Raw genomic sequence first — 21,442 nt, 5'->3', positions numbered from 1 at the left:
CCTGCGACAACTGGAGTCCCTAGGACAATAGCTAATAACAAGAGGGGTGCCCGGCGCGTTTCCGCACCGCCACCGCCGGATTCCGGCACCAGACTTGCCCACCATGGACGACGACTCCGGCACCCCCGCCCCCACCGGCCTCCGCGCCACCGCACTCCTCGGCCGCCCCAAACTGTGGCTCATCCCCACCGTGCTGACCGGCCTGCTCGCATTCCTGCTGTCCCTCCTCTACATGGGCGGCATCGTCAACCCGAACCGTGAGCTGCACGACCTGCCCATCGCCCTCGTCAACAGCGACACCGGCAAGCCGCTCACCGGCCAGCAGCAGAACCTGGGCACCCAGATCGCCCACTCCATCGTGACCAACACCAGCAGCAGCGCGGCAGGCTGGCGACAGCTCACCAGGGCCCAGGCCCAGAATGAACTCGACGCAGGCAAGGTCTACGGCGCACTGGTCATCCCCGCCGACTTCACCACCTCCGTCGCCGCGCTCACCACCACGAACGCCACCACCCGGCCGACGATCACCGTCCTGACCAACCCCGGCAAGGGCAGCCTCGGCTCCTCCCTCGCGAGCAAGATCTCCACGACGGCGGCCCAGCAGGCGTCCCTGACCATCGGCAAACAGCTCACGGCGGCCACCGCTTCCGCTTCCGCGAAGCCCGACTCCACGACGAAACTGCTCCTCGCCGACCCCGTCGCCGTCACCACCCAGGTCGGCCACCCCATCGGCAACAACAGCGGCATCGGCCTGACCGCCTTCTACTACACCCTGCTGCTCGTCCTCGCCGGCTTCATGGGCGGCAACGTCATCAGCAACGGCGTCGACACCGGCCTCGGCTACGCCGACAACGAGATCGGCCCTTGGCACACCCGCCGCCCGACCGTCCCGATCAACCGCACCCAGACGCTGCTCCTGAAGATGGTCATGACAGCCGGAATCACCCTCCTCAGCGTCTCCCTGATCATGCTCGCGAGCGTCAGCATCCTCGGCATGGACGCGACCCACATCCCACTGCTGTGGATCTACTCCTACTGCGCGGCCCTCGCCGTCGGCCTGGGCGTCCAGGCCATCAACGCCGCGTTCGGCGGGATCGGCCAGCTGGTCTCCATGTTCGTGTTCATCGTCCTGGGCCTGCCGTCCTCCGGCGCCACCGTCCCCCTCCAGGCCGTCCCCGGCTTCTACCGCTTCCTCTCCCACTTCGAGCCCATGCGCCAACTCAGCGACGGCGTAAGGGCGATCCTCTACTTCGACGCCCGAGGCGACGCGGGCCTCACGCGCGCGTGGACGATGATCGGAATCGGTACGGCGATCGGCCTGCTCTTCGGTTTCGCGATGGTCCAGTACTACGACAGGAAGGGCCACAAACGCCTTACGCCGCAGCCGGCTTGAGGCGTCCCACCCTCAACTGGCGTAGAGAATCTGAGAGTTGACTCTCAGGCTTTCTGGGAGAACACTCTCAGAGTATGGATTCCGGCAACCGTTTCGGTGACACAGAGATATCCGACCCGAAGGTCATGCGCGCGCTGGCGCATCCCGTGCGGCTCGCGATCCTCGAACGCCTACAGCGCCACGGCCCCGCCACCGCCTCCCGGCTCGCACCGCACGTGGGCGCCACCCCGTCCGTCACCAGCTGGCATCTACGCCACCTCGCCGGCTTCGGCCTGGTCCGCGACGCGGAGGGCGGGACGGACCGGCGGGAGCGGCGCTGGGCGGCGGTGGCACGGGGTTTCCGAGTCGAGGTGCCGGAGGACGAGGAGGGCCGGTCGGCGGCGCAGTTGCTGGCCGGTGAGATGTTCGCGCGCAACGCCGACCTGCCCCTGCGCTGGCTCATGGACACGGCACCCGGACTGGAACCGGAGTGGACCGGGCTCGCCGGGGCGAACAACACGCGGATCGTGGTGACGGCGGAGGAACTGGCCGCGCTGAAGGACGCGTTCGAGGAACTGATCGCGCCGTACGTCGTCCGCCGACCGGACCGACGGCCGCCGGACGGCCGGGGCGTCCGCCTGCTGATGTACGCCCTGCCGGAGGGCTCCGCGAGTGAGACCGAGAACGAGGACAGCGAGACGGACATACCGGAATGAAGGGCCGATGGACGCCTCGGCCCGCGTCAGGCGGCCTGTGGCGTGACCGCCGCTTCGTGCGGTTCTGGTGTGGCCAGTCCGTCTCGCAGTTCGGCGACCGTATCTCCGAACTGGCTTTGCCTCTCATGGCAGTTGGCGCTCTGCACGCCTCCGCGAACCAGGTCGCCTGGTTGACCGCCCTCGTCTGGACCCCGAACCTGCTCGGCCTGTTCCTGGGTGCCTGGGTCGACCACCGCCCAGGCAAACGACAACTCATGCTGCTCGCGGACCTGTTCCGAGCCGCAGTACTGCTCACCCTCCCGATCGCCTACGTGCTCGACACGGTGACGCTCGGCCAGCTGTACACGGTGGCCCTGCTGACCGGTACGGCGGCGGTCGTGTTCAACACGGCCTACTCGTCCTTCTTCGCCCACCTCGTACCGCCGGACTCGTACGTAGAGGCGAACAGCAAGCTCAGCGCGAGCAGATCGGCGTCCTTCATCGCCGGCCCCGCGATCGGCGGCGGCCTGGTCCAGGCGTTGACGGCACCGGTCGCGGTGATCGCCGACGCGCTGTCGTTCATGGCGTCGGCGATCCTGGTCGGCCGCACGCGAGTCGACGAGCCGGCTCCTACGGTGTCGACGGGACCTTCGTTGTTGCGGCGCGCGAGGGAGGGGCTGGCCTTCGTGATCCACGAGCCCGTCATGCGGGCGGGGCTCCTCTGCGCGACGACCCTCAACTTCTTCACGTTCCTCACGGGCACCGGCCTGCTCGTGCTGTTCGCCGACCGGGTCCTCCAACTGTCGCCCGGCGCCATCGGGTTGGCGTTCGGGGTGGGCGCGACGGGCGGCCTGCTGGGCGCGGTGGCGTCCCCGGGCATCGCCCGCCGGATCGGCGTCGGCCGCAGCGTCGCTGTCGGAGCAGTTCTCTTCCCCGCCCCCATCGCCCTGGTCGCGGCGGCCACCGGTCCGGTCTGGGCCCGCCTCGGCATCCTGGGCGCCGCCGAGTTCCTCTCCGCCTTCGGCGTCATGCTCTTCGACGTCAACCTCAACTCCCTCCAGGCATCGGTGGTCCCCAACGGCCTGCGCAGCCGCGTGGCCGGCGCGTACAGCACCGTCAACTACGGGGTGCGTCCGCTGGGCGCGTTGGTCGGCGGTGAACTGGCCACGCTGGGGGGCCTGAGGGTGACGCTGGTGGTCGCCGGGGTCGGGGGTGCGGTCTCGGTGCTGTGGCTGGTCGCCTCACCGATACCGGGGATAAGGGAGTTGGGGCGTGCGCCGGCCGGCGGGGTGGCCGTGGCGCACTCGGACTGACGTGGGCCGCCCTCCCACGGCAACGGCAGTGGGAGGGCGGGTGGTTGTGGTTCGGGCGGGCAGCGAGATCGGTGTTACGTGTCCGGCCCCAACGAAGCCAGGTCGAAGGCGTTGCTGATGGCGCTGTAGCCGTCCGCGGTCAGGTTGACGTGGTCGCCGGCGTCGAAGTCCGCCGGAGCCGCGTCGTTGCCCAGCTTCAGCGCTTGCGGGTCCGCAGTGCTCGCCGTGTCGGTGACCGCCACGACCGCTTCGGCGTCCACGTAACTCACCGTCGGTGAGGTGAAGTCGGCTTGGTCGGTGATCCAGGTGTTGGTGTCGATGCGGTTCTGGTCGACCGCTGCCGTGCAGGCGCTGTAGCCGTCGCAGGGAGTCAGCGTGGTGAAGATGACCTTGATGCCCCAGCCCTTGAGCTGGTCGCGCAGGAGACCGAGGGCGCTGTCGACGTCGACGTCGTCGTGGCCGGCGACGATGTCCTCCAAGCCTTGGGTGACCACGACGGTACGCACATTGGGGATGGACAGGACGTCGCGGTCGAGGCGGGTGAGTGCTGAGCGGCCGCCGGCGCCCTCGTCCGTGCTGAGGAAGTTGCTCTCGATGCCGGAGTTCACAACGCCGTAGACCGGTACGCCGTCGGTGTTGGTGCGCAGGCGGTAGGAGAGGTCGTTGTTGTACCGCTGGGTCTGATAACCGGCAGTGGTGCCTGTGGTGCTGCTGTTGACGAGTCCGTCGCCCATGACGGAGACGGTCGGCCGGTTGTCCGTGCTGGTGATGTCCACTCCGGTCAGGATGTCGGAGAAGCGGCCCGCCACCGAGCCCGTGGCGTTGAACGCCGTGCTGGCTGTGTCGGTGGTGTGGTCGCCGCTGCCGACGGGGCTGATGTAGCCCAGCGTGTCCGGCGAGGCCCAGGGGTGCATGACCAGGTAGTCCACCTGGTTGACCAGGTGGATGCTGGTTGTGAGAGAGGTGCCCTGCGCGACCGTCATAGGGATGGGGTCACTGTAGAGTTCGCCGCCCTCAGGGATCACCACCGATTTACTGCCACCGAAGGTGACGTCGACCGGAGTGGCTGTCGTCGTCGCGCCGCTGCTGTACCGGGCGACGGTGACATGGTCGAGGGTCAGCGGGCTGGTACCCAGGGCATCGGAGAGGCGCAGCCGCACGTTGTCGCCGCCGGCGCTGGTCTGGGTGACAATCCGGAAGGTCTGGTTGCTGAAGGCGCCCATGGACGAGAACTGGAACCGCTCTTCGGTGGGTGCACTCCAACTACCGGTCCAGGTGGCGCTGTTGGCCGCGGTGGTGGTGTCGCGGACGGACATGCCGATGATGTGCATTCCCGGCACGTACTTGCGCGCGGCGTCGGCCAGGTCGGGCAGTGTCACCGAATTGACGGTGGCGCCGGCCTTCAGGGGCACCGCGAAGGCGTAGATGTTGGTGCTGTGGGTGATCTGGGCGGTGGGGATGTTGCGGTGCGGCAGGGTGACCGCGGCCAGGGAGTCGGGGCCGTCCACCCAGTCGGGCATGGTCAGGTAGTAGGGCTGCGAGGTGCCGTCTCCATAGGTGATGGATCCCGTCGGCGTGACGCAGTCTTCGTAGGTGCCGTTGCCCAGGCTGCATTTGGTGGCGGACGTGTTGGTGTTGTCGGGCACGACGGGGCTGGTCGTGTCGCCGTCCTGGTGCTGGGAGCCGACGGACCCGTAGGTCGAGAAGCCGAGGAGGACGAGGGCCTGGCCGCTCGTGCCGTTCATCTGGACGGTCTGGTTGGCGGCCAGCACGTTGTCGCCGGTGCCCGCACCGAAGTTGGGCAGGGTGAAGGTTGCGCCGTCCACCGTGATTTTGCCCGTCGGCTGCCAGCCGGCCGCCTTGAGGTCCTGCAGGGACAGAGAACCGCCCGCTCCGTCGACGTCGGCGGTGGTGCGGTTGCTGTCGTCGGTGGTGGCGGTGTTGTCGAAGGCCGCCTGCAGGCTGGCGTAGGTCTTCGCGGCGTGCCCGATCGCGGTGAACTCGTACTGTTGCTGGGAGGAGACGTTGCCGGCCGAGTCGATGGCGTTGACGTAGAGCGTGTGAGTGCCCGGTGCCACGGGTGTCACCGTGATCGTGGCGGCGTTGTTGCTGGCCGTCACGGTCTGCGCGGCTGGAGTGTTGGACGTGGGCGGCGCGGCGTCCAGGCCGTAGAAGAACTTGGTGGCGTTGTTGCCGTTCGTGCCAGGGTTCACGGAGAGAGTGAACTTGCCTGCCGTGCCGGCGGCGGTGATGCCCGGTGCGTCCTCCGGGTACAGGCTGTCCGCGGATTTGACCGTGGGCTGGGCAGGGCTGTGCAGGTCGACGGTGAAGTGGCAGGTGGCCGAGACGGCGGAGGTGTCCTCGCCGTCGGAGGAGGTGACCTTCCAGCTGACCAGGCTGCCGTCGGCGAGGCCGCTCATGAACGTCGAGGGCAGCTGTTTGGGTGCGTTGGCGCCGCTGGCGACGGTGGCGCTGGCCGTTGTGGTGGCCGTGCCGCTGCCGACCCAGTACGAGTAGGTGGCGGCCAGGGCGTCCTTGTCGGTGTCGCTGATGGTGGCGTTGAGGGTGGGCGGGGTGGTGGCCAGGGTCTTGCCGACGATCGGGTAGGGCGTGGCGGTGCCGCAGCCGAGCGAGGTGGAGCCGACCTTGGTGGCCAGCGTGCCGGGTTTGTTGGGCACGTGGTTGTAGGTGATGGACATCGAGGGGTTGTTGTCGAAGCGTTTGAAGTAGTTGCCGTCGCCGCTGCCGTTCTGGCTGTTGACGAGGGCGAACGTCCAGCTCTTCCAGGGCACCTTGGCACCCTTTTTGATGGTGTCGGTCACCGAGAAGCCGCCGGAGGGTTCGCTGGTGCAGGCCGGGCCGAAGCTCTTGGTGGCCAGTTTGCCGGTCAGCGTCGGCTTGGTGTTCCAGGTGGTCGAGGAGCTGATTGCGCCGGACCAGTAGAGATAGACGTCCGAGGAGAGACTGCAGCTGGCGGAGTAGTTCTCCTTGACGTTCACGGTGGCCGAGACGATGTGCGCACCGTCGACGCTTGAGGGCACGGCGAGCTGGAAGTAGGAGCGCTCGCCGCCGATGCAGCCGGACCAACTGTTGTAGCCGACGCCCGGGTCGCCGTACTGGGTGGAGTCGTAGTTCTTCGCTGTGGGACACCCCTGCTGGGTCTCTACGTAGTGCTGCTTGGAGCCAGTGGCGTAGTGCGGGTTCCAGGTCGGGTCGATGAAGACCGGGAACCGGGTGTGTGCGTCGGTGAGCAGCTTGGCGTCAGGCACGAGAGACAGGGTCTTGCCGTGCAGGTGTCCCTGGACACGGGCCACCCGGGCCTTCGGGGCAGGGCCGGATTCCGGGGCGGTGTGTGCCGCGCCGGTGCCGCTGGAGTCCCACATCGCCGGCTGCGGGGCGCTGAAGAGCACCTTGCCGTCCGGTGTGGTCGCGGAGAGGTTGCCGTGCCCGTCGTCAGCGACGGTGACGCCTTTCGCCCTTGTGGTGAGGGCGAGTTGGGCGAGGGCTGGGTCGGCTGCGGCCTGGGCGTTCTTGACGACGAGGACCTGTGACCAGCCGCCCTGGGTGTCGGCGGTGACGCGGAGGTCTACGCCGGGCAGCACGCTCGGGTAGGTCAGGCTGGCGCCGGAGGCGTGCGGGGTGGGCAGAGTGCGGGGCCAGGACACGGCGAGGGATGCCTTGCCCTCGGTCATGGTGGCAAGGGGGCTGGTGCCACCGTCGGAGAAGGCGAGCGGTTCGGCCGCGGCCGTAGGACTCCAGGTGCCGTCCGCATTGCGCGTCAGGGTGGCGTCGACCGGGACCCAGCGGTGCGCCTCACGGACCCGTACGGGCAGCACGCTGGAGTCGTAGGTGACGGTGCCCGACGGGTTCGCCGTCGTGGTGGCCGTCTCGGTGGTCAGGGCGTCGACCCGGACCGGCTCGCCGCTCGCCGCGGCTTGCTTCTGCGCGCTGGACAGCGCCGACTCCTCGGCCGTCGTCAGCCCGCCGTCGTCATAGGTCGGGCGCAGGGACCCGGTCGGATCCGGTGACTTCGTGTCATCCGCCGGCGCCGGCGTCAGGTCCGGTCGGCCGGTGTTGACATCCGCGACGGAGCCCGGTCCGGAATCCGCGGTGGCGGGTTGAGCGGCGAGCGGTGCCAGGCAGAGCGCGCTGACCGTGGCGAGAACCAGGAATCTGCCCGGTATTCGCGGGCTCCTTTTGAATGGATCGCCGGTGGAAATTCGGCGGAAACGGTCGGACATCTGCCCCCCAGTTTGAGTCCGAGTGAAAAGCACCTATGGGCGCGAGGGAGGCTACCCGCAATCAGAGCAAGGCGACAACAGTGTGAGGAAGGAATTCGCCGCGGTGAAGATCGCCAGCGGTGTAGATGAAGTGTGCAACTTTGCTGCCGCATGGGCCGGTTGAGGTTCTTGTTGGGTAATCGCTCATGTTCATGGGGTAGTTGGTGCATTTGGCGTCGAATTTTGGTCGAAAGGAGGGTGATACGTGGCGATCTCTATACCTTTTGAACATGTGAAGGGGCTGTGAGGAGACTCTTTGGTCTGATCCAATAGGCCCTCGACAGCCGTGCTGGAATGGGGGGTCCGGAGTGCGTCGCAATTCACGTTGGCGGATTTACAGAAAGACCATGCGGATACGCAGGGTGCCCGCTTTGTGGATCGTCGCAATCGGTGTGCTCAGTCTGCTGGTCGGGTTTATCGCGCCGGCGGACGCGCTTGCGGCTGAACAGCACGCGAATTACCTTGTGAAGGCGAAGAAGGAACCGTCGGTTCCCGTCACGCCGGTCAAGGGCAAGGTCGCGAAGGTGCCGCAGATGGGGCGCTGGAGCGCCGCCCAGGCCCACAAGACCTGGCCCGCCAAGGGGGCGGCCGACGTGGCGGTCCCCGCACGCGGCGCCGCCGCCGAGCGGGCTGACGGCGTCCCGGTGACGGTTGCCGCGGCGAAGAGCGCACACCGGGTGGATGCGGGAACCCGCGTCCACGTGTCGCTTCCGGGCCAGACGGCCGCGCAGAAACTCGCTCTGAACGGCGTCGTCCTCACCGTGCGGCCCGACAGCACCACTTCGGGTGGCATCGCCCAAGTGGGCCTGAACTACTCGGCGTTCAAGGACGCCTACGGCGGTGACTGGGCAGGCCGGCTGCGCCTCGTCCAACTACCGGCCTGTGCTCTGACCACCCCGCAAGCCACCGCCTGCCGCAAGCAGACCCCGCTGGCCTCGACCAACGACGCAAAGACCCAGACGGTCTCGGCCGAGATCGCGCTGGCCGCCACGACTACGGCGCAGCCGATGGTGCTCGCGGCGGAGGCTGCCGCTACGGGCGGCGGCGGCAGCTATGCGGCCACCGCCCTGGCCCCGTCCGGCCAGTGGTCGGCCGGCGACTCGGCCGGTGCCTTCAGCTACTCGTACCCCATCTCGGTGCCCGATGTGCCCGGCGGCCTGGCCCCGAACGTGTCCCTCGGCTACAGCTCGCAGAGCGTCGACGGGCGCACCTCCTCGACGAACGCCCAGTCCTCCTGGATCGGCGACGGCTGGGACTACTCACCCGGCTTCGTCGAGCGCAGCTACGCCTCCTGCTCCGACGACACGGCGAACAGCACCCCCAAGACCTCGGACGAATGCTGGTCCGACGACGTCGACTCGCTCACTCTGTCGCTGAACGGCTCGTCCAACACCCTTGTCCACGACGACAAGTCGGGTACCTGGCACCCGCAGGGCGACAACGGCGAGAAGATCGAGGTCAAGACCGACACGGTCAACGGCGACAACGACAACGAATACTTCGTCGTCACCACCGCCGACGGCACGCAGTACTACTTCGGCAAGAACCGGCTGCCCGGCTGGGCGACGGGCAACGCGACCACCAACTCGGTCTTCACCGCGCCCGTCTACGGCAACGACGCCACCGAGCCGTGTCACGCGGCCACCTTCGCCGACTCCTGGTGCCAGCAGGGCTACCGCTGGAACCTCGACTACACCGTCGACCCGCACGGCAACGCCATCAGCTACTGGTACACACCCGAGACCGGCTATTACGGCCGGGACAACGCCACCACCCCGACCACGTACGCCCGCGACGGCTACCTCTCCAAGATCCAGTACGGGCAACTGGCCGGCAAGGTCTACGACACCACTGCCCCGGCCGCAGCCCAGGTCTTCTTCGACACTTCCGAGCGCTGCCTGGCCGACTCCGGCTTCGACTGCGCCACGACGAAGATGACGACCGCCAACGCCTCGCACTGGCCGGACGTCCCCGTCGACCAGACCTGTGCCTCAACGGGCACCTGCAACAACCACGGCCTGTCGTTCTTCAGCACCAAGCGTCTGACGGGCATCCGCACCCAGACCCTGGTCGGCACCGCCTACCAGAACGTCGACGCCTGGACGCTGACCCACACCTTCCCGCCCACCGGGGACACCACCACCCCGTCACTGTGGCTGAGCCAGATCGTGCACACCGGCAAGGACGGCGGAAGCCTCGACCTGCCGCCGGTGAAGTTCGCCGGACAGGCGCTGGCCAACCGCGTGGACGGCCTCGACGGTTACCAGCCGATCACCCGCTACCGGATGACCACGGTTACCACCGAATCCGGCGAAGTGACCACCGTCAACTACACCGCGCCCCAGTGCCACCGCACGGGCACCCCGGTGCTGCCGTCCAGCCAGGACGACAACACCTACCGCTGCTACCCGCAGTACTGGACAGCACCGGGCCAGACCTCACCGCAGCTGGACTGGTTCAACAAGTTCCTCGTCAACTCCGTGACGACGCAGGACCCCACGGCCGGCGGGCTCCCCGTCCAGACGTCGTACAAGTACGTCGGCGACCCGGCCTGGCACTACAACGACGACCCGCTGACCCAGGCCAAGTACCGCACCTGGAACCAGTGGCGCGGCTACGGCACGGTCGAGACCCGGACCGGCACGGCACCCGCGCAGATCACGCTGTCCCGGGAGACGTACTTCCGGGGCATGGACGGCGACAAGACTTCAAGCGGTACCCGCAGTGTCACGCTCAACGACACCGCGAACGACGACCCGCAGAAGGACTCCGACTGGCTGGCCGGCCAGACCTACGAAGCGCAGTCCTACAACGGCGACGGCGGCGCGCTCCTCTCGGACAGCGTCACCGACCCCTGGACCTCGGCGGCGACGGCCACCCAGTCCCGTACGAAGGCGACCCTGGACCCGCTGCTCGCCCACCGCACCAACATCCAGCGGGCCCGCACCGTCACCACCAAGGCGGACGGAACCAAGCGCACGACGGAGGTCGACTACTCGATCGACGACGCCACCGGTCTGCCCAAGAGCGTCGACGACCAGGGCGACATCGCGACGTCGAGCGACGACAAGTGCAGCCGCACCTGGTACGCGACGGACGCCTCCGGCAACCTGCTGCCGATCCCGCGCCGCGTCCAGGAGGTCGCGGTCTCCTGCTCCGCCACGCCGAAGTACCCGCACGACCTGATCAGCGACGACCTCACCTTCTTCGACGGCTCCACGGACAACACCGCCACGCCCGCCAAGGGCGACGTCACGATGGTCCAGAAGGCCGACTCGGTCGCCGACGACGGCACCCCGCACTACATCACGGCACTGAAGAACACCTACGACTCCTACGGCCGCGAACTCACCGAGACCGACGCCGACGGCCGCGTCACGACCACGGCCTACACCCCGACCGCCGGCGCGTCCCCGACCGCCATCACGGTCACCCGGCCGAAGGTCACGGGCCAGACCGCGGGCTTCGCCACCACGACCACGCTCGACCCGGCCCGCGGCCTGGACCTGAAGACCACAGACGCGGCCGGATACTCCACCACCAGCGCCTACGACCCGCTGGGCCGCCTGACCGCGGTGTGGAGCCCGGGCTTCCCCACCGACAACAACCCCAACATCAAGTACAGCTACAACCTCTCGCCGTCGGTGCCGTCCACGGTCACCACCCAGACCCTCACCGACGACAACGCCTACCGCACCTCCATCTCGATCTACGACGCGATGCTGCGCCCGCGCGAGACGCAGACGGCGACGGTCGACGGCGGCCGTACGATCACCGACACCGTCTACGACTCGCACGGCTGGGCGGTCAGCTCCTCCGACGCGTACTACAACAGCGGTGCCCCCTCCGGCACGCCGGTCGACGCGCCCGACAACCAGACCCCGTCCCAGACCGGCACGTTCTACGACGGCGCGGGCCGGGTCACAGCCTCGATCGCCTACCACTTCGCGTCCGAGACCTGGCGCACCACCACCGCCTACCCCGGCTCCGACCGCGTCGACGTCACTCCGTCCGCGGGGACCACGCCCTTCGGCGCCACACCCACCACCACGTACACCGACGCCCGCGACCAAGTGGTCAAGCTGCTGCGCTACCACGGCACCACAGCCACCGGTGCGGCCGACACCGTCACCTACTCCTACGACACATCCGGCCACCAGACCGGCGAGGACGACGGCCAGGGCCACACCTGGTCCAGCGGCTACGACCTCCTGGGCCGTCGCACCTCCCAGACCGACCCCGACACCGGCTCCTCCAGCTCCACGTACGACAACGCCGGCCAGTTGATGACCACGACCGACGCCCGCGGCAAGACCATCAGCGACACGTACGACGAAATGGGCCGTAAGAAGGCCGAGTTCGAAACCACCGGCGGCGCCGCGCAGTCCACCGGCAACGAACTGGCTGCCTGGACGTACGACACGCTGAAGAAGGGCGAGCCCACCGCCTCGATCCGTTACGTGGGCGGCACCGGCGGCTCCGCCTACACGGAGAAGGTGGCCGGATACGACAGTCACGGCTGGCCGCAGGCAACCCAGTTGGTGATCCCGGCGACCGAGGGCGCGCTGCAGGGGACGTACACCACTCAGAACCGCTACAACCTCACCGGCACGATCTCCTCGTACACCGACGCCGTACCGACCACGGTCAAGCTGCCGCAGGAGACGGTCGGTTACACCTACGACGCCTTCGACCGCCCCATCACGGTCGCCGGCGACACCTGGGACTACGTCGACAAGCTCAGCTACACGGAGTTCGACGAGCCCTACCAGCTCACCTACGGCACCTCGGGCAACTTCGCCCAGCAGACCCTGAACTACGACGACCAGACCCACCGGCTGACCGACTCGACCACCATCACCAAGTCGGGTGCCGCGATAGCCGACAAGACCAGTTACTCCTACCAGCCGTCCGGCAACGTCACGAAGATCACCGACAAGCTGGAGACCGGCTCGACCGACACCCAGTGCTTCGACTACGACTGGGCGCAGCACCTGAAGGACGCGTGGACGGCCACCGACGACTGCGCGGCGACCCCCGCGTCCGGCGCCTCGACAACGGTGGGCGGTCCGTCGCCGTACTGGCAGTCATGGTCCTACGACGCGACGGGAGCCCGTTCCTCGCAGGTCGACCACGACACGACGGGCGACGCCACCCACGACGCGACGGCCTCGTACACCCCGTTCGCGGCGGGCAAGGGTCCGGCCCACGCGGTGTCCCAGGTGAACACGGTGGTGCCCGGCAACTCGACGGCCAACACCACCAACGCCTACACCTACGACCAGGACGGCAACGTCCTGACCCGCACCACCCGCGCGGGCACCGACACCCTCACGTACGACGACGAGGACAACCTGTCGGAGCTGTCCTCGACGGGATCAAGCGGGGACACCAAGTACCTGTACGACGCCGACGGCAGCCTGCTGCTCCGGCACAGCCCCGACGGAACCACCCTCTACACGGGCGACGAGGAGATCACCCTCAAGGCCGGGGCCACCAGCGCCGACGGCGTGCGCTACATCTCCATCGCCGGCGAAACCGTGGCCACCCACTCCTCCGACGGCAAGTTCACCTACCTGGTCCCCGACCGCCAGGGCACCGGCACTATGGAGATCGACTCCCAGACACAGCAGGTCACCCGCCGCCAGTACAAACCCTTCGGCGAAACACGCGACCAGACCGGGACCTGGATCGGCCAGCAGGGCTACGTCGGCGGCACCCAGGACGACAACACGGGCCTGACCAACCTCGGCGCCCGCGAGTACGACCCGTCCATCGGCCGCTTCCTCAGCCCCGACCCTGTCCTGGACACCGGCTCCCCGCAGTCCTGGAACGCCTACGACTACGCGGACGACACCCCGGTCACCACGTCCGACCCCAGCGGCGGCTGTGCGGAGGCCGACTGCCCGACCCGCAACTGCCCCGCCTGCCTCAACCGCACACCCACCGACAGGGACCCCAACTCACCGGCGCTGCACGACCACCCGGGCTCGGGCAGCACACCCACCAACACCAAGTCGTACGCCAAGAAGTACAAGGCGGACGTCGCCGACAGCTCGCAACGTGTCCACGACGAAGAACGCGCCCTGGAGCGCCAGAAAGCGACAGCGAACGCCGCGGCCGCCGCGGCGAAGAGACAGGTTTCAGGGTTCAAACACCGCCTGCTCAGCCTGGTCGCGGACGTCATCGGCCTCACCGACGCCTACAACTGCTTCACCAAGGGCGACGTCATGGGCTGCGTCAACACGGCCCTGACAGCGGTGCCCTGGGGCAAGGTTTTCAAGGCCATCAAGGTAGGTGTCGAGGCGTTCAAGGTCTGGCGAGCCCTTGACCATGCGTACACCGCGGTCAAGGACGCGGAGGAAGCCGCGAAGATCGCCGACGACGCCGTCAAGGCCGAGCACATGGTCCTGGAAGCGGAGAAGACGGAAGGAGCCGGGGCCGAAGCAGCCAGCTGCGCAACCCACAGCTTCGTACCCAGCACGGAAGTCCGCCTCGCAGACGGCTCATCCAAACCGATCAGCAAGGTCAAGGTCGGCGACACGGTCCTGGCGACGGACCCGCAGACGGGCGTCACGGCCCCAGAGAAGGTCCAGAACGTCATCGTCACCACGACGGACAAGGACTTCACGACTCTGACCCTGGACACGGCGCCGGTCCGGGGTCCGCCGCAGCTCAAGAAGACCGACGCCCAGACCCTCACCACCACCTGGCACCACCCCTTCTGGGACGCCACCCACCACCGCTGGACCGACGCCCGCTACCTCACCGTCGGCACCAAGCTCCGCCAGCCAGACGGTACGACGGTCGTCATTCGCGGGGTGCGGAACTTCCATCAGCACAGCACCACGTACGACCTCACTGTCGGGACCCTCCACACCTACTATGTGCTGGCGGGGGCCACGCCAGTCCTAGTTCATAACTGCGGAACTTCGCCAGACGATCGTGCCGGGATGGATTTCACGGACAATGGACGGCAGACCGTTTACGATGCTAACGAGGCTAAGAATGGCGGAACTCTCAAGTGTGATTACTGCGGTAGGACTGTAGAACGCAGGGCTTCGCGCGATGCCACCGGCAATGCGATCAAGGGTCTACCAGACGATGCTCAGATCGACCATGAGATACCGAAGGTGCAAGGCGGGTGCGGGGCCACTCATAATGGTTGCGTAGCTTGTAGGGCTTGCAACAGAGACAAGTCGGCGAAGACGGTAGAGCAGTGGGATGATGAGCTTCGAGATTTCCTTCCGGAGGAGTAGCCATGGGCGAGTCGAATGAGCGTCCCACTTCTGCGAGCGGCGCCAAGCTGTTCAAAGTTGCGTTTGACCTCGATTCGGAGAGCGCGAACTGGCCTCCGGTCTCCGTGGAGCGGCTATGGGGGGAGAAGACGAGCGTCAGGCTAGAGATTCGGATTGTCAACACGCCGTTCTTTGCTCGTGGAGTTTCTTTTGGTGACCTCATTCAAGTTCGCCCTGACAACGATCGCCGTGAGCTCGTCTTCGAGGAGTTCACGCAAGAGTCAGGACATTCGACGATTCGGATCATCTTCCTGAAGCAAGAGGGGAGAGGGGATGTCGAATCCCGACTCCGAGATGCTGGATGCAGTTGGGAATTGGCGCATAGTCTTCCAAACTATATGGCCGTCGATGTTCCACCTGCGGTCGAGTATGGCGAATTGCGTGAATGGCTCGTTGGGCAAGTCGGATCTGGTGAAATCGAAATCCAGGAGAGTGCGATTTCGGTGAATCACCGGCGAGAGGTTCCGGAATTCCCATAGCAGAGGGTGGCCGATGAATCAGGCCAGAGCGGGTGCTGAGGGAATCGTCGAGCAATACGGTCGGGACGGGGTCCTGTCCTCAGAGAGCCGTGCCTCTGCGGAGTTCGGTGTCTGGGATCGACTGACTCCGGGCGTGCTCCTCGTCATGGCCCTTGGTGTTGCCGCAGCTGAGGACCCGGCGTTCGTCGAGCGGATCGCGGAGTCGGGCGACACGCTACTGGCAGGGTTGATCGCGGGAGACTTCCGCGCGATTGAGCTGGGCGTCGAGGACGCGACTAAAAGCTGGGATCAGATTGTTGCCCGGCTCGTGGAGTACGTTTGGCGCCCCGATGCGTCGGCGGGCACTCTCGACGTTCTGTTGTCCGAGGCGGAAGACCTCTGGTCCGAGGTGATCGATTCCGGCGAGATGACCTGTCCTCAGGTGAGGGACGGCGAGTTCGGGCCCTGGGATGCGACCGAGACGCCGGCGCCCTCCGGAGTGGAGCGGTTCGACTACGGCGTGCTGAGGGTGCCGCGGCTGGAGGGTGCGCGCATGCATCCGCTGATGGCCGGCGGGCGTGCCGTCGGGGTGATCGTCTCTCTCGGCGATCACGCCCTCAGCCTTCAGGTGTTCAGGGTTCCTGTGGGGCCGGCCTGGAGGCAGACCCGCCCGAAGATCATCCAGGGGATCCGGGATCAGGGCGGTACGGCGGAGGAGGCCGAGAGCAGTCTCGGATCCGAGGTCCGTGCGCGGATCTTCGTCGTGAAGGACGGGCAGCGGGTGCTTCAGCCGACGCGGATCGTCGGGTGCGACGGGCCGGGATGGCTGCTGCGTGGGAGCTACGGTGGGCCAGCGGCACTGACGGACTTGGTGGACCCGCGGGCCCATCACCTCTTCACCCAGACGGTGGTCGACCTGTCGGCGGCGGCGGTTCACGCGGACGCGACCCAGGAGATCACGAACCTGGAGATCCGCTGGCCGATCGAGGAATGAACCGAGGTGACCCCGGAGCAGTTCCGCGGCCAGGTCGCCTCTACCTCCACCACCTGCCCTGAGCGGCTCGCGCGCGCACGCCCAGGACCGGGTCCTCATCCGGTGACGGGGTCGATCAGCCCGCGCAGAGCTTCACGTTGATCGTGTCGCCCTTGGTCACGATCTTCGGGCTGTGGGGAGTGAGCTCGACGACCGAGGCCGGCTTGCAGCCGGGGCTCTTCGTCTTGACGATCGTGCCGGTCTTGAGCTGCGCCTTGAGGAACTGCGCCTTGGCCGTGGCCAGGTCCTGGCCCGTGAGGTCGACCGGGATGGGCGTCTTCGTGAGGCCGCCCAACAGGAAGGTGGCCTTGCTGTGGTCGACGGCGGCGGGCTTCGCCGCCGGCTGCGAGGCATCGCCGGACATGGAGGCCAGCGCCGTGCCGCCGCCCGCCAGGATCAGGGCCGCGGCGAATCCGGCGATGAGGGTGGCCCGCCTGCGGCGGTTGCGGTGGACCATGCCGGCCGTGTCGAAGGCCGGCGAGTCGGAGGAGTGCGCGAAGTTGTTCATGGCGTTGATCAGTTCCTCTTCGAAAGGTGTGCAGCCGGAGGACCGCGGGTCGTACGAACTCATCGGGTTCCTTCCGTGAGCTGCTGTGATGAAGGGTCGGAGAGTGCGGGGAACTGGCTTCTGAGCCGGTCGATTCCGCGGGCCAGCTGGGAACGGACGGTGCTCGGCGAGATCTTCAGGTCGGCCGCTATCTCGGCGTCGGACAGATCGTGGAAGTACCGCAGCACCACCACCGTCCGCATCCGCATGGGCAGTTGCTGAAGCGCACGGACCAACTGGTCCCTGCTGTCGATCCGTCCGTACTCGTCGCCCGGCGCGGCCGGGTCGCCGTCGACCGGGTGCTCGGTCGTACGGCGGAATCTTCGCCAACGGTCGTTGGCGAGATTGACCATGATCCGCCGTACGTACGCGTCCGGGGCGTCCTTGACGCTGATGGCGCGCCACTTGCGGCAGGCCCGCTCCAGGGTCTCCTGGACCAGATCCTCCGCCGCGTCGCGGCTGCCCGTCAGGACGAGCGCGCCCCGGAACAACGCGGCCGACCGGGCGGCGGCGAACCGGTGGAAGTCCTCCTCCACCGACCCGGCACCGCCGAGCCCTGTGCCCGCTGCCCACTTGGCTGCCAGATCCACACGCTCCTCCCTTCCTGTCACCCCTCCTCGACGGGAAAGCGCATCGATCTGCTGCAAGGCCCTGACGTGACCTGGGTCACGCCATCGACACCCTCCTCGTCAGTACGGCCGCCCCCAGCCCCGCGACGGCCAGCGTCGCCAGCGCCACCCGCAGACCCGTCGCCCCCGCGAGCAGCCCCACGGCCGGTCCCGCCAGCAGAAATCCCGGCCACTGACCGATCGTGATCACCGACACTCCCTCACCGGGCGGCACCCCGGGCTGCCGCCCGGCCAGCGCGAACACCGCCGGAAGCACACACGCCAGACCCAGCCCTACGACCGTGAAGCCGGCCAGCGCGAACGGCAGTCCGGGGTGCACGAGCCCAACTCCCGCTCCCAGTACGACGGTCAGCAGCGACACCTGGACGAAGACACGGCGGCCCCACCTCGCCACGAACCGGTCGCCCACCAGCCGCCCGACCAGGATCGCCACGGTGAAGCAGGTGTACGTCGCCGCGCCCCAGGCCGCCCCCGCGTCCAGATAGTCGGCCGTGAACACCGAACTCCACTGTGACGCCGCGCCTTCGACGAAGGACGCCAGGAACGCCACGGCGGCCAGCAGCACCAACTGCGGTGTGAAACGGTCCCGGAGCGGCCGCCGCCGTTCGGTCCGGACCTCCTCGTGCGGCAGTCGGCCGCCCAGCATCAGCAACAGCGCCCCAAGTACTGTGCTGCTCACCGCCAGTTGGACCCCCGGCGGTACCCCCGTCGCCGCGGCCAGCGTGCCGAGGGCCCCGCCCGCCAGCACCCCGCAGCTGAAGCAGGCGTGGAAGTGGGACATCAGCGGGCGGCCGTGCGCGCGTTCCACCGCGACGGCGAGGGCGTTCACAGGCGTGTTCAGGAAAGTGGCCGACAGCCCCCACACCGCGAGGCCGAGCACCAGCGCCGGAACCGCCGAAGCACCCGCCAGCACAGGTGCGTTGAGCAGGACCAGCCCGGTCGCGGCCAGGCAGAGCAGCCGGGTGCTCACCCGCCCGATCAGCACGGTGATCAGGGTCAGCGCGACCAGATCCCCTGCGGCCGACGCGCTGGACACCACGCCCCATTGCGCGGTGTCCAGTCCGACCCGGTCGCGGATCGCGGGGATGCGCGCCATCCAACTGCCTTGTGTGCAGCCGAGGATGACGAAGACCAGGCAGACCGCGAGACGGGCCCGTAAGTCGGACGGGACCGCCGTGGCGGTCACCCGTTCACCCCCGTGTAGTGGCTCAGACTCCACCGCCACAGCAGCCGCGACCCGAGATACGCCAGCACGCCCACGAGCGGTGAGCATGCCGCCAGCCAGTACGGCACCCCGATGTGGTGGCCGTGCCCGGTCAGCACGGCGGCCGGGAGGAAGGCGACGAACGCGAGCGGAAGGCCGTAGGTGAGGAAGCCGCCCACCGCGCGGGGCAGGACGTTGAGCGGGTAGTTGCCGAAGGTGCCGAGGAGGTCCTCCACCCAGCGGCTCCAGTAACCCGCGGACGGGTAGCGGAGGGAGGCACCCGCCACCGTCGTGAAGAGGGCCGCTTCGAGGAGCATGCCGCCCAGGAGCGCGGCGATGAGGTACGCGATGCGGCCCGCCGTCCAGTCCAGGTGGCTGCGGCTGAGCGCGCCGACCATGAGGCCCGCCGCCACCGTCAGGTCGCCGATCGCGTTGGTGGGGAAGTACTCCAGTTGGGCCTGGCGGTGGACCGGCATCGGGCGCACCAGATAGATGTCGATCCGGCCTTCCTGGATGTACCGGCCGATGCTGTGCATACGGCCCAGGAACAGCACCATCAGACCGTGCGCCATCATCCGCGTCGCCGGGATCAGCAGCACGTCCGAGCTGTCCCAGCCGCCCATCCCGGAGAACCGGGTGAGCAGTACGGTCGCGAACACGATCACCGACACCTGCCAGATCGCGCCGATCGCGATCATCAGCAGGAACTCGGAGCGATATTCCAGCTGGGCACGGAAGTTGAGGCGCGTGATACGCCACACGATCCGAACGGCTTTCACGGACATCAACCTCCTTGCGCCACGACCCGGCGGGCGGCGCGCCGCCACAGGAACCGGGTGAACAGGGACAGGACAGCCACCCACACGGCCTGCAGGGCGAGTTGGGCGCCCGCGTCGGACAACGGCACGCGGCCCACGTAGATAGAGAGCGGCACACTGAGCGTGGCCTGGAACGGCAGGAACCGGCTCATCGTGATGAACCAGCCCGGGAAGAACCACAGCGGCGCGTACACCCCGGACAGCAGGTTCTGCGCGAAGATCAGGATGAGCATCGCGGCCCCGTTGCGGAGCGTCCAGAAGCAGAGCTGGTCGATGAGCAGCATGACGTAGTACAGGACGAGCTGGCCCAGCAGCATGCTCAGCGCGAACACCCCTGCCACGGCAGGTGACTTGGGTGGCTCCACGACTCCGGCCGCGAGGCAGACGACGTAGCCCGTCAGCGCCCAGGCCAGCCCGTACATCTGCTCGCCGAACGCCCGTAGCGCGTAGTAGCGCTGGGGCGGCAGCGGGCGCAGATACCAGTAGATGATCGTGCCGAAGTGCATGTGCTGGAGGACCGTGTCCCGGCCCGCCTGCTGGTCCAACTCCCGTAGTCGGGAGGCGAGTACGGCCAGTACGGCGTACGTCACCGCCTGGTCGCGGGTGAGTCCGGCGGTGGCGCCGGTCTGGGAGTACAGACCGCGCCACAGGGACGCCACCAGTACGACCTGCACCGTCAGGCGGAGCAGGGCGCCCGTGATGCGGGGCGGGGCGAGCAGTTCGCCGAGCGGGGTGACGCGGGCGGCGCGCCAGGCGTGCAGGGCGGCCATGTCAGGCCTCCTCGGCCGGTGGCCCGGCCTGGACGTAGGCGGCCCGCATCACGTCCTCCAACTCGGCCTCGTCCATGGCGACTTCGGTCACCTCGTACCGCTCGATGACCTGCTTCAGCGCCTGGTGGACGGTCGGCCCCTCCGCTCCGTCCGGGCCGAAGACCACCTGCGGGCCGTCCCGCCGTACGAGTGCGATGCCGGGCAGGGCCACGACCTCGGCGTGCGCGTCGGCGAGGGTCGCGCGGATCTGCCAGGTCGAGCCGAACCTGCGGCGGATCTCGTCGAGGGTGCCGTCCAGGACCAGCCGGCCGTGGTTGATGAGGACGACCCGCTCGGCGAGCCGGGCGACCTCCGTCATGTCGTGCGTGGTCAGCAGGACCGTACGGCCGCGCTCCTCCACCTGGTGCCGCAGGAACTCCCGCACCTGCTCCTTCACGACCACGTCCATGCCGATGGTCGGCTCGTCGAGGAAGACGACCGGCGGATCGTGCAGCAGGGCGGCGGCCAGGTCGCAGCGAACCCGCTGGCCCAGCGAGAGATGGCGGACCCGGGTGTCCCAGAAGGCGGACAGTTCGAGGATGTCGTCGAACTCCCGCAGTCGGGCCGCGTGTTGGGCCTTCGGCACTTCGTAGATGTCCCGCAGGATCGAGAACGACTCGCGCACCGGCAGGTCCCACCAGAGCTGGGTCCGCTGCCCGAACACCGCCCCGATGTTACGGGCGTTGCGTTCCCGCTCCTCGTACGGCACCACGCCCGCCACCCGGGCCTCGCCGGAGGTGGGCCTGAGGATGCCGGTGAGGATCTTGATGGTGGTGGACTTGCCGGCGCCGTTCGGGCCGAGCAGGGCGAGGAGTTCGCCCGGGGCGACGTCGAAGGTGACGTCGGAGACGGCGTGCTTGGGCACGCGCTCCGGGTTGACGAGAGAGCGCAGACCGCCGACGAAGCCCGGCCGCCGGACGGTCGTGTGGAAGGTGCGGGACAGACCACGCACCTCGATGCTGCTGGCGCTCACTGGATCAGCCTTC

At 68.0% G+C, this 21,442-nt stretch carries 13 protein-coding genes; 6 read left to right on the top strand and 7 right to left on the bottom strand.

The window, feature by feature from the left end; genetic code table 11:
• The first annotated feature begins 103 nt into the window (after positions 1–103).
• The 3 genes from AB0I69_RS10730 (at position 104) to AB0I69_RS10720 (ending at position 3,380) form a co-directional block, all read left to right on the top strand.
• Positions 104–1,393 (top strand): DUF3533 domain-containing protein, encoded by a 1,290-nt coding sequence (locus AB0I69_RS10730; RefSeq protein ID WP_363095239.1) that lies wholly within the window; start codon positions 104–106, stop codon positions 1,391–1,393.
• Positions 1,394–1,467: 74 nt separating this feature from the next.
• The gene (locus tag AB0I69_RS10725; RefSeq protein WP_363095238.1) at positions 1,468–2,088 is read left to right on the top strand and encodes a helix-turn-helix domain-containing protein; all 621 of its coding nucleotides are present in this window, start codon (positions 1,468–1,470) and stop codon (positions 2,086–2,088) included.
• Positions 2,085–3,380 (top strand): MFS transporter, encoded by a 1,296-nt coding sequence (locus AB0I69_RS10720; protein WP_363095237.1) that lies wholly within the window; start codon positions 2,085–2,087, stop codon positions 3,378–3,380. The genes AB0I69_RS10725 and AB0I69_RS10720 overlap by 4 nt, the downstream gene beginning before the upstream one ends.
• Before the next feature lie 74 nt (positions 3,381–3,454).
• On the opposite strand, the gene AB0I69_RS10715 is transcribed toward AB0I69_RS10720, so the two are convergent.
• Complete coding sequence (locus AB0I69_RS10715) at positions 3,455–7,621, bottom strand: hypothetical protein (protein ID WP_363095236.1); 4,167 nt, start codon at positions 7,619–7,621, stop codon at positions 3,455–3,457.
• 386 nt (positions 7,622–8,007) lie between these two features.
• On the opposite strand from AB0I69_RS10715, the gene AB0I69_RS10710 reads away from it, so the two are divergent.
• The 3 genes from AB0I69_RS10710 to AB0I69_RS10700 are packed head-to-tail and all read left to right on the top strand — an operon-like array spanning position 8,008 to position 16,410.
• On the top strand, positions 8,008–14,919 hold the full coding sequence (locus AB0I69_RS10710) for an RHS repeat-associated core domain-containing protein (protein WP_363095235.1): 6,912 nt from the start codon (positions 8,008–8,010) through the stop codon (positions 14,917–14,919).
• Between the two features lie 2 nt (positions 14,920–14,921).
• A complete protein-coding gene (locus tag AB0I69_RS10705) occupies positions 14,922–15,437 on the top strand; it encodes a DUF4265 domain-containing protein (protein ID WP_363095234.1) in 516 nt (171 codons plus the stop codon).
• Between the two features lie 13 nt (positions 15,438–15,450).
• Positions 15,451–16,410, top strand: coding sequence for a DUF3710 domain-containing protein (locus AB0I69_RS10700; RefSeq protein ID WP_363095233.1), 960 nt, complete (start codon positions 15,451–15,453; stop codon positions 16,408–16,410).
• A gap of 115 nt (positions 16,411–16,525) precedes the next feature.
• On the opposite strand, the gene AB0I69_RS10695 is transcribed toward AB0I69_RS10700, so the two are convergent.
• From AB0I69_RS10695 to AB0I69_RS10670, 6 genes are all read right to left on the bottom strand, one after another.
• Positions 16,526–17,020 (bottom strand): hypothetical protein, encoded by a 495-nt coding sequence (locus AB0I69_RS10695; RefSeq protein WP_363095232.1) that lies wholly within the window; start codon positions 17,018–17,020, stop codon positions 16,526–16,528.
• A complete protein-coding gene (locus AB0I69_RS10690) occupies positions 17,017–17,586 on the bottom strand; it encodes a SigE family RNA polymerase sigma factor (protein WP_363095231.1) in 570 nt (189 codons plus the stop codon). The genes AB0I69_RS10695 and AB0I69_RS10690 overlap by 4 nt, the downstream gene beginning before the upstream one ends.
• 76 nt (positions 17,587–17,662) lie before the next feature.
• Positions 17,663–18,811 (bottom strand): MFS transporter, encoded by a 1,149-nt coding sequence (locus tag AB0I69_RS10685; RefSeq protein ID WP_363095230.1) that lies wholly within the window; start codon positions 18,809–18,811, stop codon positions 17,663–17,665.
• Positions 18,808–19,614 carry an ABC-2 family transporter protein gene (locus AB0I69_RS10680; protein WP_363095229.1) on the bottom strand — a complete coding sequence of 269 codons (807 nt, stop codon included), beginning with the start codon at positions 19,612–19,614 and terminating at the stop codon, positions 18,808–18,810. Before AB0I69_RS10680 ends, AB0I69_RS10685 begins: the two co-directional genes overlap by 4 nt.
• Positions 19,614–20,417 (bottom strand): ABC-2 family transporter protein, encoded by an 804-nt coding sequence (locus tag AB0I69_RS10675; protein ID WP_363095228.1) that lies wholly within the window; start codon positions 20,415–20,417, stop codon positions 19,614–19,616. The genes AB0I69_RS10680 and AB0I69_RS10675 overlap by 1 nt, the downstream gene beginning before the upstream one ends.
• Position 20,418: 1 nt before the next feature.
• Positions 20,419–21,429: an ATP-binding cassette domain-containing protein gene (locus AB0I69_RS10670; protein ID WP_363095227.1), complete on the bottom strand. Its 1,011-nt coding sequence runs from the start codon at positions 21,427–21,429 to the stop codon at positions 20,419–20,421.
• Positions 21,430–21,442: the final 13 nt, after the last annotated feature.

Origin of the sequence: Streptomyces sp. NPDC050508, assembly GCF_040655155.1 — a bacterium.
Taxonomy (GTDB): domain Bacteria; phylum Actinomycetota; class Actinomycetes; order Streptomycetales; family Streptomycetaceae; genus Streptomyces.
The sequence above is the reverse complement of the archived record's forward strand: the minus strand, read 5'-3'. Positions and strand labels throughout refer to the sequence as shown.

Bases quoted from the DNA above. Each gene is read 5' to 3' on its own strand.
- AB0I69_RS10730 (WP_363095239.1), top strand. From the start codon at position 104: ATGGACGACGACTCCGGCACCCCCGCCCCCACCGGCCTCCGCGCCACC.
- AB0I69_RS10725 (WP_363095238.1), top strand. From the start codon at position 1,468: ATGGATTCCGGCAACCGTTTCGGTGACACAGAGATATCCGACCCGAAG.
- AB0I69_RS10720 (WP_363095237.1), top strand. From the start codon at position 2,085: ATGAAGGGCCGATGGACGCCTCGGCCCGCGTCAGGCGGCCTGTGGCGT.
- AB0I69_RS10715 (WP_363095236.1), bottom strand. From the start codon at position 7,621: ATGTCCGACCGTTTCCGCCGAATTTCCACCGGCGATCCATTCAAAAGG.
- AB0I69_RS10710 (WP_363095235.1), top strand. From the start codon at position 8,008: ATGCGGATACGCAGGGTGCCCGCTTTGTGGATCGTCGCAATCGGTGTG.
- AB0I69_RS10705 (WP_363095234.1), top strand. From the start codon at position 14,922: ATGGGCGAGTCGAATGAGCGTCCCACTTCTGCGAGCGGCGCCAAGCTG.
- AB0I69_RS10700 (WP_363095233.1), top strand. From the start codon at position 15,451: ATGAATCAGGCCAGAGCGGGTGCTGAGGGAATCGTCGAGCAATACGGT.
- AB0I69_RS10695 (WP_363095232.1), bottom strand. From the start codon at position 17,020: ATGAGTTCGTACGACCCGCGGTCCTCCGGCTGCACACCTTTCGAAGAG.
- AB0I69_RS10680 (WP_363095229.1), bottom strand. From the start codon at position 19,614: ATGTCCGTGAAAGCCGTTCGGATCGTGTGGCGTATCACGCGCCTCAAC.
- AB0I69_RS10675 (WP_363095228.1), bottom strand. From the start codon at position 20,417: ATGGCCGCCCTGCACGCCTGGCGCGCCGCCCGCGTCACCCCGCTCGGC.